Consider the following 16,589-nt stretch of genomic DNA (forward strand, 5'->3'; position numbering starts at 1 on the left):
TGTTTTTCTCTTTACTCCCCGAGCTATGAAAAAAAATCACCAGCCACCTGAAAAGGGCAATACCCGAAGGACATTGCTGACCTTTTTGGGCACCTTAGCATTCTTGTACCCTGTTTTGCAATTTGCCGGATTCAAAATTCCCAAAAAACCAACCTATGTCAATATCAGCAAACCCGTACCGGCAACCGGTTATCTCGTCACAACGGGATTCATTCTCTTTGACCGGGATAATAAATGCTGGGCACTTTCCCGTACCTGTACCCACCTTGGCTGTAAACTCAATTACCAGGAAGATAAAGATATTTTAGAATGTCCCTGCCACCAGAGTCGCTTCAACGTCGAAACAGGACAAGTTGTAAAAGGCCCTGCCCAAAAACCTCTCACCTTCTTACCGGTCGAGAAAAGACAAGACGACCCGCTCTATGTTGTTACTACCTGACCCTCTTCAGCGCCCCTTCAGCCTGATCAGCCGACATTTTTCCGCCGTAAAAGACATTAAATGGGGCGCATGGGCACTGACAGCCTTCTATCTTTCGCTACTCTCGGGCATCGTTGTCGGCTTGCAGTACGATTATCTCCACCCCTCCTATGCAACTGCCGCCCTCGATCTACTCGCCCCCTATGGCCGTTTCTTCAGGTCGCTGCACTTCTTTACCAGCCAGTTTTTCTTTTTATTCAGCTGCATTCACCTGCTGGCTGTTTATCAAAAAACCATGAAATACAGCATTGCAGAATGGCTGCTGCTGCTCGGCACCCTTCCTCTGATCCTGCTGCTCCTCTTCACCGGTTATATCCTGAGAGGAGACAATACCGGTTCCTCCGCTGGCTTAATCGCGGAACATATCATCCTGGCAATACCTGTTGTTGGCCATGCGCTCAACAATCTGCTGTTTGATATATCAGCCGATGGTCTGCGAAAAGTATACATCCACCATGTTATCGGTCTTGACCTTCTCTTGCTGATTTTTGCCTGGAACCACCTCCGCATCTACCGAATTAAAATTCGTGACCACCTGCCAATCATAGGCTTGATGCTGATTTTTTCGGTGTTCGTCAGTGCACCATTTGAACCGGACCGCCTCGGGATAAGCTATATATCGGGCCCCTGGTTCTTTCTTGGTCTTCAGGAACTGCTGCGTTATATGCCACCGCTTGCCGCTGGCGTGGTAATACCGGGAATCTTTCTTCTGGCATTATTTTCCGCGTATCCAACGAATAAATATCTGCGGAGTATTTTGATTGTGCTTGGTGCATCACTGATTTTCTACACAGTTTTATCAGCAATTGCCTGGATGAGATAACCTGATCGTTAAAAAAATTGTGATTACCACTAAAGTTCAGCTTAGAAGGTCCAGAGGGATATGAGGTGCCCTTTGCACGGGACGCCATAAACCCATCCCTGGGGGCTTGACCGCAGCCATCCAGGCTGCGGAACACCCGTGCAAAGGGCACCTCATATCCCCATGTAGCTGAAGTTTAGCGGTAATCACAAAAAAAGTGGGTTATTTTCTCAGAAGAAAATAACCCACTTCATGCGGTTCCGGTAATTCTGCTGGAGATTCAGGAATCTTTCAATTCTTTGCGCAACTCGGCAATCTCATCTTGCAAAGTCTGCCGTAACGTTGAAATTTCTTCATGGAGTCCCTCGTCCTCTGTTTCTATTTCTTCCCCTGCAAAAAGCGTTTCTTGCACTGCATCATCACCCATCGACTCTTCTGCCGCATCTTCGTCAACAATCGTCAGTTCAGCTTCGTTTCTTGCAACCAGCTCTTGGAATAGTTGCTCCTGCCACTTCAGAACCTTGTGTGTCTCAGACAGTAACATTTCCTGATTATAGAAGACATTATCATTCTGTAATGTTCCCAACCCAGTACAAATGGATTGCAATAATTTGTAGGCCTCGGTACTTGAATCATAGCGATTCTGATCGATATGTCTGACAACCGTCGAGAGAAGCTGTAAAAAGGTTTTTTCAAGTGGTTTATCTGCCAGGTTCTGATACAGATTGTCGATCTCCTGCCAGAGGCTGGCGATAACCCTCTCATCGAGTTCAACACCCAGGGCGTCGACACAACTCTGCAGCGACTGAAACATATCAGAGCGCTCAGTGGAATCCGGCAGGCTGATGTTGTCTCTATCATGTGTAATCCCAGCCGGCTCATCCTCTTCCTGAACAAGCTCGAAAACGACTTCCTCCTCAAAATCCTCGGCAATCGGAGCAACCACCTTCTCTTCAGCAGGTGCACTGTCAGCAGCTATCTCCGGTTCTGTCTCAAGGAATAAATCCCCATCTGTCTGCACAACATCTTCTTCGAGATCAAAAAAGCTATCGAGTTGCTCGTTGATTGCAGCGATATCTGCCTCTTGCTCAATTTCAGCCGGCATGTCAAAATTGTCAGCACCAAGGCCCTCTGCCGGGCTTTGCGCAAAATCGTTGTCGGCATTCAATGCATCAAGCTGTCCTGCATCTTCGATCTCATTTGTATTTTTCTCGTGCTTCGCATCAACGGCAATCGAGGCCGCCTGATCGTTTTGCACATCGCCGGCAGGAGTTGGCGATAAGTGCGAGGCAATCTCTTCGTCGAAGAATCCACCAAGTGTTCCAGCAATTTCATCGTCAACAGATACACCAGCTGTCGATTCCTCAAATATCGCCGCATTGTAGATACTGACTTCATCATTTGCGGCAAGGGCCGGAGCCAGTTTGCCACCCATAAGCGGAAGGGCCTCTTCATCTGAATCGTCATCGGCATCGGTTTCGACATCGACCCCCTGAAGCGCTATGTCCGGATCCAATTTACTGAAATCAAACCCAGCCTGTTCGGTATCATCATCCTGAGCTTTTGCAGCCACGCTCGTATCACCAGCATTTTCAGCAGGCCAATCGATACTCTCTTCCAGAACGAGCTCATCTTCAACCGGCAAGGCTGTCTTTTCCAGGGCCGGCGAAAGTTCAACATTTTCATCTTCCTCAATCACACTGCTTAATGCCGGGGTCAGGTTGCCTCCAGCAAAGGATAGCCCATCTGTCTCCTCTTCGTCATCTATCTCCACATTCACCCCCTGAAGGGGATCTTTTTGCATTTCTCCATCGGTTGCAGTCAAAACTCCGGGGTAGTTCTGAGCTTCCAGGTTCTTAACGCTTTCCCCCAAAAAGAAGCTATCCACATGGTTATCGATATTGCCGGAACTCTCAAGCCCAAGAGCCTGTGCTTCTTCTTCTGCCTGAAAACCTTTAACATCTTCCTCAGGAAGATCGGCAAAAGCTGGTGCCAAGGTAATCGAATCAGAGGAAACCTCCCCATCTTCTTCCGTCTCATCTTCATCCCGGCTGATTGCTTCCGCAGCAATTGTCGGTCCGAGCAGGGCTTTAAAAGCGTTAAATTTTTCTACCGCCGGGACGAGGATAGCTTTCTCCTCGTCCAGCTTCCTTGGGGTTGCAACAATTTTCTCGAGGCTGTCATAAAACAGATGCAATAATTTGAAGGCGTCTGCATGAGCATTGCTTTTTTTCAGTTTGATATAGGCGGCAAGAGTGCCTATCCCCTGCAGAAGAATGAGTTTAGGCCTGCTGCCTGAAAATTTTTCATCAAGCCGGACAACTTCCTGCCGTAATGCATTGAGATCCTGGTCTGTTATCTCCCAGTCTATACCAAGTACAATGGCTTTGAGAGTCAGCAGATCCTTGTCGCTGCTGATATGTTCAACTCTGTTCTTTTGTTTCGGTTGCTCAGGTTGCATTTCCATGTCCGCCACCTGGGGATTTTGACCGATATGTCGCTTAAGACTCTCAAATCTTTTTACGTCTTCGATCAAAATTTCTTTTTTCTGCTCTTCGGTCAGATCGTAGGAGGAGACAATTTTTTCAAGATTATGGTACAGCGTGAGCAACAGCTTAATAGCACTGGGATGAGAGTTTGCTTTCTTCTGATAGATATATTTACTTATTTTTTCAAGAGCTTGTACATATACCAGGTTGATTTTCTCGCCTGCCCAAATATCCCTCAGATCAATCAGTTCCTCATTGAACTGCATGAGAATTTCATCGGTTATTTCCCAATCAATCGAGAGAATAAGGCTCTTTAAACGACTAATCGGCGATTCATCATCAGTTGCAAATTCAAAAAAATCAACTGAACCAGTGTAATATGAATCGTCATAATCTTCGGTGCCGACGGTTAAATCATCGTCATATTGGTTTCCGGTATACTGTTTCACCACAGCGCTCTCTCTAGAGTAATTTTTTCTGTATTGAAATCACCGATGAAGATATAATTTTCTTCAGTGTCGCGGCGACATTATATCCGGTAATTGCGCTTGCCTCAAAATAGGGCACTTTTAATCTGCTGTTCAGATCATTCTGCAAAACCGAGGTCGGTAAAATTGGAATTCCGTGCTCTTTGAGATCAACTTTATTGTACTGCATAACGAGAGGTATTCTGAAGATACTCTCCTTGTACGATTGGAGATTTTCATGCAGCTGGTTTAAAGAACGGATGTTTTTCTCGCGTTGTTTTTCCATCGCATCGGCCACGAAAACTATCCCGTCGACCCCTCTCAAAACGAGCTTTCGAGTCGCATTGTACTTCACTTGCCCCGGTACGGTATAGAGCTGTATCTTGATATCGTACCCTTTGATTTTCCCCATATCAAATGGGAGAAAATCAAAAAAAAGCGTTCTATCACCGTGTGTTTTGAGACTCACCATCTCGGACACGATCTGCTTGCGGTATGTGCGGTTGATGTATTCAAGATTGGTAGTCTTCCCGCACCGGCCTGGTCCGTAGTACACTACCTTAACTTGCACAACCTTGTCTTTTAAGTTGATAAAACTCAACGTTCTGCTCCCTATCCATTTTCCATTTGGAAAAATCCAGCCATTGATTGACGACTCCGGGTAAGCATTCGGGGTAGCGAAGCTGACCGAAGCTACTTCTTGTCCCAAATATTTCTAATTTTTTCGATAACATCAACAACATTCAACCGAAGAAAACCAAGAGATATATCTCGGCCGAACATAGAAATAAGCAACAGTTCGTCGTCGATTTTGCTGAAATGTATATTTGAGTCCTTCCCTTTATGAAACAACAGAGAGAATTCCTGCTCACCAACAAGTTTGGCCATGGCATCGACCGTAGCAAAATTGCCTGCCGCCAATGCCGCGAAGGAATAGACGTCGTACTTGTTTTCGCCATTATCTTTGGCAGTAATAATATTTCCAGCCATGTCTATTATAATGACACAATCAACTCCGAGTTTTATCAGCTTGTCTGACAAAATTGCATCTATCTGCTCGAGTTGCTCTTGACTGACGATCCCATAATTCATGCCACAAACCTCATTGTAAATGTTGGTCGCTGGATTCAGCTATTTCGAAGGCTAATATACATGTAAGATATTTTATCTTTGCAAAGTATGTCAAATTTTATTTTGAAATGACAGCATATCTACACAGAAACGTCTCCTCATCTCACAGAATGTTCTCCTGCATGTCCCCAATAAGTGATGTTTTTCCCCAACCTAAGTAAAAAAACACAACAAATTATTGCTCTTATCAGTATACGATAGATTTTTTACGATATGAAGGTATATTTTGGTGGTCTTTCTTTGACGGACTCCTCGAGACCCCACGATACATTTTCTTTACACCTCGGATCAAACGAACAGAGTTACGTCATCACCTGATGTATCATTTACGACAATGCATATTTTCACCATCCCAAAATGATGCATACTATTGACAGTGTATTCGCCAACGACTCCAATCAAGCTCTCCGGGGTGCAGATGACTCCTTATTTTCAGTCAATTCCATCGCCCCACAGCCAAAGGACATAATGTGAAAAAAACAGCTGCAACACCGCCACAGCTTACCCCTGCCGTTCAATTGATAGATACCCACTGTCACCTGGATATGTCCGCATATAGTGCGGACCTCGATCAGGTACTTGACCGGGCATTGGCCAACCATATAAAAAGAATTGTCACCATAGGAATTGACCTGCCGAGTTCCAGAAATGCTGTCGCCATTGCCCGAAAGTACCAACAGGTCTCGGCGACCATCGGTATCCATCCTCATGATGTTGACAATATCCAAGACATCGACTACCAAGAACTGGAGCGGCTCTATGCCGATCATACCGAACATATAGTCGGTTTTGGAGAAATCGGTCTGGATTATGTCAAACAACACTCTGCCCCCTCCCGGCAGCGGGAACATTTTCGGCGACAACTCGATCTGGCCAATAATCTGAAACTTCCCGTGGTAATCCATAACCGGGAGGCCGACGATGACACCCTGAGCATTCTGAGAGCAGCCAAACCGCTCGATTACGGCGGCATTATGCACTGCTTCTCAGGCGATGTCGTTTTTGCACAGAAAGTGTTGGATCTTGGCATGATTATCTCGATTCCCGGGATTGCTACATTTAAAAATGCCTCTGTGTTGCACGATGTTATCCGGTACATTCCCCTTGTATCGATGGTTCTTGAAACCGATGGACCATTTCTCGCACCCCATCCATTTCGCGGAAAAAGAAATGAACCAGCTTATGTGGTGTATACTGCCCAGAAAGTTGCAGAACTCAGAGCCATAGATATGGAGAAGGTCAGCAGACAAACGACCGCAAACGCTGAAAAATTGTTTAACTTCAAAAAGGTATGACGACGACAATGATTGCTGAAAATATAAAGAAGATACGAGAAAAGATCGCTGAGGCAGCAGACAAGGCCAACAGATTGCCGGATACCATAAAACTTGTCGCAGTCTCTAAACGATTTCCCGCTGAAAAGATTAACGAAGCATTTGCGGCGGGTCAGATAATTTTTGGAGAAAATTATATCCAGGAGGTGCAGGAGAAGAGACCACAGGTGCCGTCTCGCGTTGTCTTCCACTTTATCGGCCATCTGCAAAGCAACAAGGCCAAGATAGCCGCAGCGACGTGCGATATGATAGAGACGGTGGATGGACTGAAACTCGGCAAAGCTCTCAATAACCATCTGCAGGCCTTAAACAGAACCATGGACGTACTTGTCCAGGTGAATATCGGCGACGAGGCGCAAAAATCTGGTGTGAAAAGCAGTGAAACTGCAGAGTTGCTCCGGAATTTAAATGAGCTGCCGAGGATCAGGGTATGCGGCCTTATGACCATGCCCCCCCTGGTAGAGAACCCGGAGTTGTCACGACCACACTTTTCCGCTTTGCGATCACTGAGTGAGAAACTTATGCAGGAAGGTCTTTTTCCATCAATCGAAAAACCGGAACTTTCAATGGGGATGTCGAGCGATTTCCACATTGCCATTGAAGAAGGTGCCACTATTGTTCGCGTAGGCACCGCCATTTTTGGTCATCGGTAACTAAAAACGGCAAAAAAATAGGGCCTGCATAAAGACAGGCCCCATTTTCTGATTGTATGTCGACTACTTTCTTTTTGAAGCCCGTTTTGCAGCCTTCAATGGGTTTATCCTGACTTTGATTATGTTAATTTCAGGTTTTGCATGGGTCGCAAAATTGCAAAAGCCCAGTTTCCACTTTGCTGCTGGGTTGAGATAACTTTTGCAATACTGCACTGCTTTCTCTTCAACAATACGTCCGCACCCTTCACACTTATCTATGACAGGCTGAAAACGACCATCACTGTAATTTACTGTGGCCTGATTCTGCATGTATTCATCCTCCGATCGGTCAATCAACTTACCGGCGCACCTACCGCTCACGCCAGGAACAACAGTCGCGGCAAAACAACGACTGACATGGTTACATATTTGGGAACTTTTAAGTATACCAAGGTGCGTTACTGGAGACAAGCTTTTTTATATATCGGGATGCGGTTATTCGGCACCGGCTCTTTTTTGAAGTCTCCTTAGTTCTCTGCAAAAGGAACAGCACATAAATGTGTCCACTCTTGTATTCTGAAAAATCTTGATATACAATCGATATTATTTAGTGTTTGTAGCAAAGATAACGAATTGATATTTTTATATTACGAGTTCCGCAAAATCGGAGACGAAAATGCCTGTTTATGTATGGAAAGGGAAAAACTCCTACGGTGAAAAAAGAAAGGGAGAAGTAGAAGCACTTGACCTGGCAGCAGCAACAGCCCAGGTGAAGAGATTAAGAATTGCCAATCCTGTCATCAAGGAAAAGCCCAAAGATCTTTTAGAAAATATTTCATTTTTTAAACCAAATGTAACCGGCAAAGACATAGTGATTTTCACCCGGCAGTTGTCAACGATGATCAACGCCGGGTTGCCTTTGGTCCAGGGCATTGAAATATTGGAAAAACAGCAGAGTAATTCAACCTTTAAAAAAGCACTCGCCGACATTCGCCAGGATGTCGAGGCTGGATCTACACTTGCCGATTCCATGCGTAAAAAACCTAAAGTTTTCGATAACCTTTTTACCAACATGATTGAGGCGGGTGAGACCGGCGGTATCCTTGACACCATTCTTGGACGACTTGCCACATTCATGGAAAAATCGATGCTCCTGAAAAAGAAAGTCAAAGGAGCCATGACTTATCCCACTATATGTCTGGCCATTTCACTACTCATCCTGGTCATTATTCTCGTTTTTGTTGTTCCTGTTTTTACCACAATGTTTGAAGATTTTGGCTCGTCTCTCCCACTGCCGACGCAAATTGTTGTCGATCTCAGTGACTTTTTCAAAAATAATTTTATTTATATAACAATAGCATTATTCATAATGGTGATGATTGTTAAGAAAATTTATGGCACAGCCAAAGGCCGCTTAGCGATAGACAAAGGATTACTGCGCGCTCCGGTTGTCGGTATTCTCCTCAGAAAAGTGGCCGTGGCCAAATTTACCCGAACTCTCAGCACTATGCTGCAAAGTGGCGTGCCTATCCTTGAAGCCCTGCAGGTTGTGGCGAAAACTGCCGGCAATAAAGTTATTGAAAACGCGGTATTCCGGGTCGGTGATTCTATCGCAGAGGGACGTCCGATAGCGGAGCCTCTCGAGGAATGTGGCGTATTCCCCAATATGGTTGTACAAATGATAAACGTCGGTGAGACAGTAGGCGCATTGGATACCATGCTGGAAAAAATTGCCGATTTCTATGATGAGGAGGTGGATCAGGCAGTAGATAATCTCACGGCCATGATCGAGCCTTTTATGATGGTATTTCTCGGGGGAATGATTGGAGGTCTTGTGGTCGCGATGTATCTGCCTATTTTCAAAATCGCTTCTGTTGTGTAAAGAACCATTTGGTAAAATGTTTGTTTTTTTACAGAAAGTTTGACTTTTTGTACCAAAAGTTTATGATTAGAGAAAGATTCGCAACTAAAACAGACAATTATGGGGGAAATATGACTCTTACCAAGGCAGACCTCGTGCAGCAGGTCTACAAAAATCATGAGGGCTTAACGAAGGCTCAGGCAACTGACTCAGTAGAGGCCTTTCTTCGTATCTCAAAAAATTCACTGATAAACGGGTCAGATCTTCTTTTAAGCGGATTCGGCAAATTTAATGTCAAGCACAAAAATTCAAGAAGAGGCCGCAATCCACAGACCGGCGATGAGTTGACCCTGGACGCGCGCCGGGTAGTCACTTTTAAGCCGTCTGGCATTTTGCGCGAGAAAATCAACGAAGGTTGATGCAGCTTTGATATAGAGAATCTACATTTCGTCTCCTCCTTCTGGTGTACATCTCAATTACCCTGAATGTGAATCGCACACTCAGGGTAATTTTCAAAATAATTTCGCCAACTCCAGCAGCCCTGGCCGCCAACTCCTTCAAGTGCATATATCATGTTTCTCTCCCAACAGTCCATCCCCTTGGAGGCGATCAGTCCAACCATTGCTGAATGGAACCTTCACCCCTGGGAGTGTCGAATCCTCCCGGAGGAATTACACGCCAGCCTGGCAAGTTGCGGCATCCTGCATCCCCCGCTTGTCATTGCTGATTCCACCAGGACTTTTGCCGTAGTCTCCGGCGTAAGACGAATCGAATTCATTAGACAATTCAGCCCGCTATCACAAGTTAACTGCCTGGTTATAGATAAAAATGCACCGCATAATTTCATTCTCGATCTCCTCCTCGTCGAACAAAACTCAGCCGGGCCACTCTCTCTTGCTGAAAAAGCCCGTTTTATCGAGATAGCCTGCCGATTGTCGGTGCCCGAAGAGGTAATGAGGGACTTTCAGAAAAAGCTGCAGCTGAAAGGAGGACGTTCAACCATCCCGAATTTACTGAAAATCCTCGATCAGGATGAGAGTATTATCCAGGATATCCATGCCGGACGGATCCAGGACCGAATGGTCACTGAACTTCTTTCCCTGCCGAAAAACGGCGATAGACTGGCCATGGCACTCCTGTTCAGGAATTTACGCATGGGAGATGGCCAGCAGAGGAAGTTTTTCAATCTTATTCGTGATATCGCCTGCCGGGAAGGTGTATCCATCAGTGCATTTCTGCAAAAATCAGATGTTGTCGAGATCCTCGAGCATACCATGATGAACATCCCGCAGAAAATACAGCATCTTGGGAATATGCTCCAGCATGCAGTTGCTCCGACCTCTGCGCTGGCCGAAGAGGCCTTCGCACTGCAAATCAAAGGCCTGCAGCTGCCGAGCAGCTATACGGTCTCTCACTCCCCATTTTTTGAAAAAGACGACGTCACCCTGTCAATTACTTTCAAAAATCTGGCAGATTGCATTCGATACCTCAATCAGGAACAAAATTAAGAGCAGACGAAGCCCCCTGCTACCGATAGCAAACCTTACCTGAGAGCATTATATCGTCACCAAGACGTTTATGGCTGAGGCCTGCCAGATACGGGGCTACATCTCGATGCTGCACCTGATAGCCGTCAATTAAGGGAACGCCCTGACTGCCCGCAAAAAGCGGTGCATAAAATAGATGCGCATAATCAAAAAGTTTTTCACGGAGAAACGCGCCATGCACCATTGCTCCCCCTTCAACGAGAAGGGAGCAAATATTTTCCTGTCCGAGAACTTTTAACAGCGAACGCAGATCTACGCCGGTTTCCGTCCGGGGGAGTTTCAACAATCTTATCCCGATCTCCTGGAATGCTTCTTTTTTTGCATCTGGTGCATCTGTTGCACAAACGATCCAGGTTGGTGCCTTCGATTCAAGATGATATACTCTGGAGGCAACAGGGGTGGCCAGATCGGTATCGAGGATAATCCTGATCGGATCTTTTGCCGACCCGCGCCCTAATCTGGTGGTAAGCGAGGGGTTGTCGATCTCTACTGTTTTCCTGCCCACCAGAATGGCATCAACCCTATCGCGAAGCTTATGCACCGCTCGTACCGATTGCGCGCCGGTAATCCAGCCAGTCTGGCCGGCCTGATAATTGAGTCGGCCATCCAGACTGACTCCGGCTTTCATAATTACCCAGGGGGTTCCTTCGGTGATATGCTTGACAAAAGGATGGTTCAGGGCCGCACATTCCTGTTCCAGAACACCACTGATGACTTCAATGCGGTGACTTCTTAAAAATTCGATGCCGCCGCCATTCACCAGGGGGTTGGGATCGGTCATGCCGATTACCACCCGCACTATGCCGGCCTCAAGTACCGCCCGGCTGCACGGCGGTGTTCGTCCGGTATGATTGCAGGGTTCAAGGGTAACATAAAGAGTTGCCCCCCGCACCGAGGCAGCGGCGTTTCGCAGGGCATGTATTTCCGCATGCGGCGTCCCTGCTTTCTTATGGTACCCTTTGCCAAGTACCTTCCCGTCTTTGACAATCACCGCACCGACACAAGGATTAGGTGAGGTTCGCCCAAGGCCTTTGGCGGCCTCTCTCAAGGCCAGACGCATAAAATGATTATCCTGTTTTTCCTTCATCTATCCCTCTGGAATCAAGGAGTGTCTTGAGTTCTTGCATAAATTCGTTGACATCTTTAAACTGACGATACACTGAGGCAAACCGCACATAAGCAACTTCATCGAGCAGAGGCAGCCCTTCCATGACCCATTCCCCCACTACCTGGGAAGGAATTTCTTTTGCCCCGTAATCCTGTAATTTATGTTCGATATTATCGGCGAATTCATCAATCTTATCACGGCTGACCGAACGTTTTTCGCAGGCTTTTTCAAGCCCGACTATAAGTTTATGCCGGTCCCATCCCTCTCTGCGCCCATCCTTTTTAACCAACACCGGCAACATGACCTCAAGCCTTTCATAGGTCGTGAATCGCTGATCACAAGCCAGGCACTCTCTTCTTCGTCTGGTAATCGTCGCATCTTTATTGAGACGCGAATCAATCACTCGATTGTCCAAATGCTCACAATACGGACATTTCATCGAACACCTCTCCACAAAACAAATATTGGGCCGCTGATTGCCGGATTTTCACCCCTCGACAACAGCCTCCTCCCGTTGATCTTTTATATTACATCACCAACCGACTGTCCTGCCTGAAAAATGCAATGGCAGAAAAAAGAGAGAACCATAGAAAACAGTACAGCCGATTCTGCTGAGGCGGAATCGGCTGTACTAAAGATCAACAATTGGTGTATCGCATGCTACGCACTGAATTTGGCGACTCGCTGCTGATGACGTCCCCCGGAAAATTCAGTGTCCAGCCAGGTCATGACCATCTGCAGAGCATTGTCCGTATCAAGTACTCGGGCACCAAGGCAGAGGATATTGGCATTATTATGTTCTCTACTTAATATTGCCGTAGCGACATCAAAACAGTTCGCAGCCCGTATATTTCTGTGTCTGTTTGCGGCAATAGACATGCCTATCCCCGTACCACAAACCAATATCCCTCGGTCGCACGCCCCAGTTACTATAGCCGACACGGCCTTCTCGGCATAATCCGGATAATCTACCGAATCAACCGAGTCACAACCGACATCGACGACAGCACGGCCCGACTGGAGGAGTTTTTCCTTAATGATTTCTTTCAAAAGAAAACCACCATGGTCGGCAGCAAGTACTATTTTCACTGTTTTCCCCTCTTACGAAGATACATGAAGCTTTCCTCTCAAGCTCACCCGTCGAACCTTTTCATGGCCACAACCGCATTCGTTCCGCCAAAGCCGAAAGAATTGGACAGCGCGGCGCGGATATTCATTTTTCGCGCCACTTTGGGAACGTAGTCCAAATCACATTCCGGGCTGGGGTTTTCCAGGTTTATGGTCGGCGGAGCAAGCTGATCATGCAGAGACAGTGCCGTGAAAACCGCTTCAATGCCGCCTGCTGCGCCAAGCATGTGCCCCGTCATCGATTTGGTGGAACTGACAGCCAGCTTTTTAGCATGGTCCTGAAATACAGTTTTAATAGCCTGTGTTTCACACTTATCATTTAGCGGCGTTGAAGTGCCATGGGCATTAATATAATCAATATCCTCAGGCGCCAGTTCGGCGTCGGCCAGCGCCATTTTCATAGCCCTCATCCCACCTTCACCATCTTCCGGAGGCGCTGCAATATGGTAGGCATCACTGCTCAGACCATAGCCGCAGATTTCGGCGTATATCTTCGCCCCACGGGCCAGGGCGTGTTCATAATCTTCCAGAATAAGCATACCGGCCCCTTCCGACATAACGAATCCGTCACGATCCATATCGAAGGGACGAGATGCCTTTGTCGGCTCATCGTTTCGCGCGGACAGTGCCTTCATCGCCGAAAAACCGGCAACTCCAAGACCACAGATAACAGCCTCTGTCCCGCCGCTCACGACCATGTCGCACATTCCGTACTTGATATGCCGATAGGCTTCGCCAACGGAATGGGTGCCAGCCGCACAGGCTGTGGTAAGGGTAAGATTCGGACCTTTAGAATTGAGAGCCATGGAAATCTGCCCGGACGGCATGTTGGGGATAACCATGGGAATGAAAAAAGGCGTAATTCGCTTGGGCCCCTTTTCAATACAGACACTATGATATTTTTCAATGGTTGGTAAGCCACCCATGCCGCAACCGGTGATCACGCCGACTCTTTCACAGTTTTCTTCGGTTACTTTGAATCCGCTGTCCTCAACCGCCATCTGGGCTGCGACGAGACCATACTGCACAAAAAGATCCAGATGCTTTGCCGCTTTTTTGTCAAAAAAATCATCTGCCTGAAAATCCTTTACTTCCGCAGCAATCTTTACAGCGTAATCACTGGTATCAAATCGAGTTATCAGATCAATCCCACTGACACCGGAACAGATATTTTGCCAACTCTTGCTGACACCAGTACCAAGAGGTGTCACTAATCCTACTCCTGTAACTACTACCCTTCGCTTCACAATAATTACTCCTTTTTTTATTATTACTGTCGCACCGTGTAAACGGGGGGTATAAAAATTGCTGCTCTCGCTGCTCTGAATGTTCAGCCGAAGGCTATTTCAACTTTTTAACGTAATCTATAGCATCTTGAACAGTAGTGATACCTTCAGCGTCTTCATCCGGAATTTCAATATCGAAGCCCTCTTCCATGGCCATTATCAGTTCGACAAGGTCAAGAGAATCGGCGCCAAGATCATCAACAAAGGATGCATTTGGCACAACTTTATCACTTTCAACACTTAACTGCTCAACGATTATATCTATCATTTCCTGTTCGATTGCCATCATCCTACTCCCTTACTTGAAATTAGACATAGTTCAAAATAACCATGTGCAATGATTTTACTTTACTCAAAAGACTGCATTTACTGGAACAACCTGTTACATATACATGCCGCCATTGACATGCAGAGTCTGACCGGTGAGATATCGCCCGTCTTCAGATGCGAGATAGGCAACGGCTCCGGCTATATCCTCTGTTCTGCCAAACGCGGCAAGGGGAATTTCCGCTTTAATCTGTTGCTGCGTCTTCTCGTCGAGAAGATTGGTCATTTCGGTCTCAATATAACCAGGCGCCACACTGTTTACGGTAATATTTCGAGAGGCATACTCCCTGGCCATCGACTTGGTGAGGCCGATAAGCCCTGCTTTGGCCGCAGAGTAATTCACCTGCCCGGGGTTGCCGGCAACTCCTGAAACCGAGGAGATGTTAATAATCCGCCCCCATTTTTTCTTCATCATCGCCCGCGATGCGGCTTTGGCACAGAGGAATGCTCCCTTGAGATTGGTGTTTATAACCTCGTCCCACTCGGATTCTTTCATTCTGGCCATCAGCCCATCTCTGGTGATCCCGGCATTATTTACCAGGACATCAATTGATCCGGCCTCGGTGATAATCTTTTTGCACGCATCCTGAACCGCATTGCCGTCAGCTACATCAAAACCGATGATCTCCGCTTTACCACCGGCCTGCTGGATAATTTGCTGCGTCTCTTCAGCTGCCGCCGACCGACTTACATAGTTGATATAAACCAGGCACCCCATCGAAGCAAGGCGAATACAGATGGCCCGACCTATACCACGGCTCCCGCCCGTTACCAGGGCGATTTTTCCTTCCAGGCTCATGATTTAGCGGCGCTCCTCTATTTTTTTGATCAATTTAGGTATGATTTCAAACAGGTCGCCCACAATCCCGAAATCGGCAACATTAAAGATTGATGCATGGGCATCCCTATTAATGGCAACGATGGTTTCCGCCGACTGCATCCCCGCCACATGCTGCACTGCGCCGGAGATACCACAGGCTATGTACAATTTAGGGGCGACTGTTTTGCCGGTCTGGCCAACCTGGTGTGGATAAGGAATCCATCCGGCGTCAACCACCGCCCGTGATGCGGATACCTTTGCGCCCATCGTGTCGGCAAGTGCTCTGATCAGTTCAAAGCCCTTGGCATTTTCCAGTCCTCTTCCACCCGAGACCAGAATATCTGCTTCCTGAATATTGACGTTGCCGGCTTCCTCCACCACAGATTCCACCACCTGAACCCGACTGTGCAACTGCTTCTCGGTCAGAACCACATCAACAACCGTTCCCGTGCGAGCACCATCAAACGGCAGTTGCTTCATCACTTTCGGGCGTACCGTTGCCATCTGCGGTCTGGTTGATTCACAGACAATGGTCGCCATGATATTGCCGCCAAACGCGGGACGAGTCTGCAGAAGCGCACCGTCCTGCTCACGTATCTCAAGTTTGGTACAGTCGGCGGTAAGCCCGGCGTTGACAAGTGTCGCAACGCAAGGGATGAATGACCTCCCGATAGCGGTGGCCCCGGCCAGAACAATTTCCGGGCGGTACTGCCGAATCACATCGGCGGTTACCTGACTGTAACTGTCATCTCTGAATTCCCCCAGTGCTTCATGCTGCGCAAGGTAGACAACATCAGCACCGTGACCGATAAGCAGCTGCGCCGTCTCTGCAGTTTCATGTCCGAGAAGCAGAGCGCTGAGCAGGACGCCGCGTCGGTCGGCGAGTTGTCTTCCAATACCTAAGAGTTCAAGCGACACCGGAGCAAGTTCACCATGCCGGTATTCACAAAAAACCAGGACACCTTTCCAGTCGGCAAGATCTTCCTGGACCTGCTTGTTCTGCACCTCAAGGCTGAGTGCCTGGACTTCACAACTTTCAACACACGCACCACACAGCGTACAGCTGTCGCCGACCACAGCCAGGCCGTCTTCAATGCTTATAGCTCCAAAGGGGCAGTTGTCTTCGCAGATCCCACAGCCAATACAAAGCTCTTTATTAACTTTCAACATATTTTTTAA

General features: G+C 47.2%; 18 protein-coding genes. 7 read left to right on the forward strand and 11 right to left on the reverse strand.

The genetic code is table 11. The features are described 5' to 3' along the window. The first annotated feature begins 25 nt into the window (after positions 1-25). Both FCL47_RS00965 and FCL47_RS00970 read left to right on the forward strand, forming a co-directional pair. A complete protein-coding gene (locus FCL47_RS00965; protein ID WP_136811583.1) occupies positions 26-439 on the forward strand; it encodes a ubiquinol-cytochrome c reductase iron-sulfur subunit in 414 nt (137 codons plus the stop codon). Then, entirely contained in the window at positions 423-1,301 is an 879-nt protein-coding gene (locus FCL47_RS00970; RefSeq protein WP_136811584.1) for a cytochrome b N-terminal domain-containing protein, read from the forward strand. Before FCL47_RS00965 ends, FCL47_RS00970 begins: the two co-directional genes overlap by 17 nt. A 259-nt stretch (positions 1,302-1,560) precedes the next feature. Here FCL47_RS00970 and FCL47_RS00975 read toward each other — a convergent pair whose 3' ends face one another. The 3 genes from FCL47_RS00975 to FCL47_RS00985 form a co-directional block, all read right to left on the reverse strand. Then, positions 1,561-4,218, reverse strand: coding sequence for a hypothetical protein (locus FCL47_RS00975; RefSeq protein WP_136811585.1), 2,658 nt, complete (start codon positions 4,216-4,218; stop codon positions 1,561-1,563). Between the two features lie 13 nt (positions 4,219-4,231). Continuing rightward, positions 4,232-4,837 (reverse strand): ATP/GTP-binding protein, encoded by a 606-nt coding sequence (locus tag FCL47_RS00980; RefSeq protein ID WP_136811586.1) that lies wholly within the window; start codon positions 4,835-4,837, stop codon positions 4,232-4,234. Positions 4,838-4,929: 92 nt separating this feature from the next. After that, positions 4,930-5,328, reverse strand: coding sequence for a roadblock/LC7 domain-containing protein (locus tag FCL47_RS00985; RefSeq protein WP_136811587.1), 399 nt, complete (start codon positions 5,326-5,328; stop codon positions 4,930-4,932). A gap of 509 nt (positions 5,329-5,837) precedes the next feature. Here FCL47_RS00985 and FCL47_RS00990 point away from each other — a divergent pair. Further along, positions 5,838-6,662 (forward strand): TatD family hydrolase, encoded by an 825-nt coding sequence (locus tag FCL47_RS00990; protein ID WP_240744091.1) that lies wholly within the window; start codon positions 5,838-5,840, stop codon positions 6,660-6,662. An 8-nt stretch (positions 6,663-6,670) separates the two neighbouring features. After that, positions 6,671-7,354, forward strand: coding sequence for a YggS family pyridoxal phosphate-dependent enzyme (locus FCL47_RS00995; RefSeq protein WP_136811588.1), 684 nt, complete (start codon positions 6,671-6,673; stop codon positions 7,352-7,354). A gap of 63 nt (positions 7,355-7,417) precedes the next feature. Here FCL47_RS00995 and FCL47_RS01000 read toward each other — a convergent pair whose 3' ends face one another. Beyond that, positions 7,418-7,663: a PxxKW family cysteine-rich protein gene (locus FCL47_RS01000; RefSeq protein ID WP_136811589.1), complete on the reverse strand. Its 246-nt coding sequence runs from the start codon at positions 7,661-7,663 to the stop codon at positions 7,418-7,420. 346 nt (positions 7,664-8,009) lie between these two features. Between FCL47_RS01000 and FCL47_RS01005 the strand changes: the two genes are divergently transcribed. The 3 genes from FCL47_RS01005 to FCL47_RS01015 all read left to right on the forward strand — a co-directional run bounded on the left by FCL47_RS01005 (position 8,010) and on the right by FCL47_RS01015 (position 10,702). Continuing rightward, positions 8,010-9,215 (forward strand): type II secretion system F family protein, encoded by a 1,206-nt coding sequence (locus FCL47_RS01005; RefSeq protein WP_136811590.1) that lies wholly within the window; start codon positions 8,010-8,012, stop codon positions 9,213-9,215. Positions 9,216-9,325: 110 nt separating this feature from the next. Then, a complete protein-coding gene (locus FCL47_RS01010; RefSeq protein WP_136811591.1) occupies positions 9,326-9,613 on the forward strand; it encodes an integration host factor subunit alpha in 288 nt (95 codons plus the stop codon). Between the two features lie 153 nt (positions 9,614-9,766). After that, positions 9,767-10,702 carry a hypothetical protein gene (locus FCL47_RS01015; RefSeq protein ID WP_136811592.1) on the forward strand — a complete coding sequence of 312 codons (936 nt, stop codon included), beginning with the start codon at positions 9,767-9,769 and terminating at the stop codon, positions 10,700-10,702. A gap of 19 nt (positions 10,703-10,721) precedes the next feature. On the opposite strand, the gene ribD is transcribed toward FCL47_RS01015, so the two are convergent. The 7 genes from ribD to FCL47_RS01050 all read right to left on the reverse strand — a co-directional run bounded on the left by ribD (position 10,722) and on the right by FCL47_RS01050 (position 16,580). Next, positions 10,722-11,828, reverse strand: a complete 1,107-nt coding sequence (ribD, locus tag FCL47_RS01020; RefSeq protein ID WP_136811593.1) for a bifunctional diaminohydroxyphosphoribosylaminopyrimidine deaminase/5-amino-6-(5-phosphoribosylamino)uracil reductase RibD — start codon at positions 11,826-11,828, stop codon at positions 10,722-10,724. Continuing rightward, positions 11,809-12,288 (reverse strand): transcriptional regulator NrdR, encoded by a 480-nt coding sequence (nrdR, locus tag FCL47_RS01025; protein ID WP_136811594.1) that lies wholly within the window; start codon positions 12,286-12,288, stop codon positions 11,809-11,811. The genes ribD and nrdR overlap by 20 nt, the downstream gene beginning before the upstream one ends. A gap of 221 nt (positions 12,289-12,509) precedes the next feature. Then, the gene (rpiB, locus tag FCL47_RS01030) at positions 12,510-12,938 is read right to left on the reverse strand and encodes a ribose 5-phosphate isomerase B (protein ID WP_136811595.1); all 429 of its coding nucleotides are present in this window, start codon (positions 12,936-12,938) and stop codon (positions 12,510-12,512) included. 44 nt (positions 12,939-12,982) lie between these two features. Next, on the reverse strand, positions 12,983-14,224 hold the full coding sequence (fabF, locus tag FCL47_RS01035) for a beta-ketoacyl-ACP synthase II (protein WP_136811596.1): 1,242 nt from the start codon (positions 14,222-14,224) through the stop codon (positions 12,983-12,985). A 94-nt stretch (positions 14,225-14,318) separates the two neighbouring features. Continuing rightward, a complete protein-coding gene (gene acpP, locus FCL47_RS01040; RefSeq protein WP_136812141.1) occupies positions 14,319-14,549 on the reverse strand; it encodes an acyl carrier protein in 231 nt (76 codons plus the stop codon). Positions 14,550-14,645: 96 nt separating this feature from the next. Next, the gene (gene fabG, locus FCL47_RS01045; RefSeq protein ID WP_136811597.1) at positions 14,646-15,389 is read right to left on the reverse strand and encodes a 3-oxoacyl-[acyl-carrier-protein] reductase; all 744 of its coding nucleotides are present in this window, start codon (positions 15,387-15,389) and stop codon (positions 14,646-14,648) included. Between the two features lie 3 nt (positions 15,390-15,392). Further along, positions 15,393-16,580, reverse strand: coding sequence for an electron transfer flavoprotein subunit alpha (locus FCL47_RS01050; protein WP_136811598.1), 1,188 nt, complete (start codon positions 16,578-16,580; stop codon positions 15,393-15,395). Between the last annotated feature and the right edge of the window lie 9 nt (positions 16,581-16,589).

It is taken from the genome of Desulfopila sp. IMCC35006 (genome assembly GCF_005116645.1).
GTDB lineage: Bacteria > Desulfobacterota > Desulfobulbia > Desulfobulbales > Desulfocapsaceae > Desulforhopalus_A.

Excerpts from the sequence above, each read along its gene's own strand:
- FCL47_RS00965 (WP_136811583.1), top strand. The coding sequence starts at position 26 with ATGAAAAAAAATCACCAGCCACCTGAAAAGGGCAATACCCGAAGGACA.
- FCL47_RS00970 (WP_136811584.1), top strand. The coding sequence starts at position 423 with ATGTTGTTACTACCTGACCCTCTTCAGCGCCCCTTCAGCCTGATCAGC.
- FCL47_RS00985 (WP_136811587.1), bottom strand. The coding sequence starts at position 5,328 with ATGAATTATGGGATCGTCAGTCAAGAGCAACTCGAGCAGATAGATGCA.
- FCL47_RS00995 (WP_136811588.1), top strand. The coding sequence starts at position 6,671 with ATGATTGCTGAAAATATAAAGAAGATACGAGAAAAGATCGCTGAGGCA.
- FCL47_RS01000 (WP_136811589.1), bottom strand. The coding sequence starts at position 7,663 with ATGCAGAATCAGGCCACAGTAAATTACAGTGATGGTCGTTTTCAGCCT.
- FCL47_RS01005 (WP_136811590.1), top strand. The coding sequence starts at position 8,010 with ATGCCTGTTTATGTATGGAAAGGGAAAAACTCCTACGGTGAAAAAAGA.
- FCL47_RS01010 (WP_136811591.1), top strand. The coding sequence starts at position 9,326 with ATGACTCTTACCAAGGCAGACCTCGTGCAGCAGGTCTACAAAAATCAT.
- FCL47_RS01015 (WP_136811592.1), top strand. The coding sequence starts at position 9,767 with ATGTTTCTCTCCCAACAGTCCATCCCCTTGGAGGCGATCAGTCCAACC.
- ribD (WP_136811593.1), bottom strand. The coding sequence starts at position 11,828 with ATGAAGGAAAAACAGGATAATCATTTTATGCGTCTGGCCTTGAGAGAG.
- nrdR (WP_136811594.1), bottom strand. The coding sequence starts at position 12,288 with ATGAAATGTCCGTATTGTGAGCATTTGGACAATCGAGTGATTGATTCG.
- acpP (WP_136812141.1), bottom strand. The coding sequence starts at position 14,549 with ATGGCAATCGAACAGGAAATGATAGATATAATCGTTGAGCAGTTAAGT.
- fabG (WP_136811597.1), bottom strand. The coding sequence starts at position 15,389 with ATGAGCCTGGAAGGAAAAATCGCCCTGGTAACGGGCGGGAGCCGTGGT.
- FCL47_RS01050 (WP_136811598.1), bottom strand. The coding sequence starts at position 16,580 with ATGTTGAAAGTTAATAAAGAGCTTTGTATTGGCTGTGGGATCTGCGAA.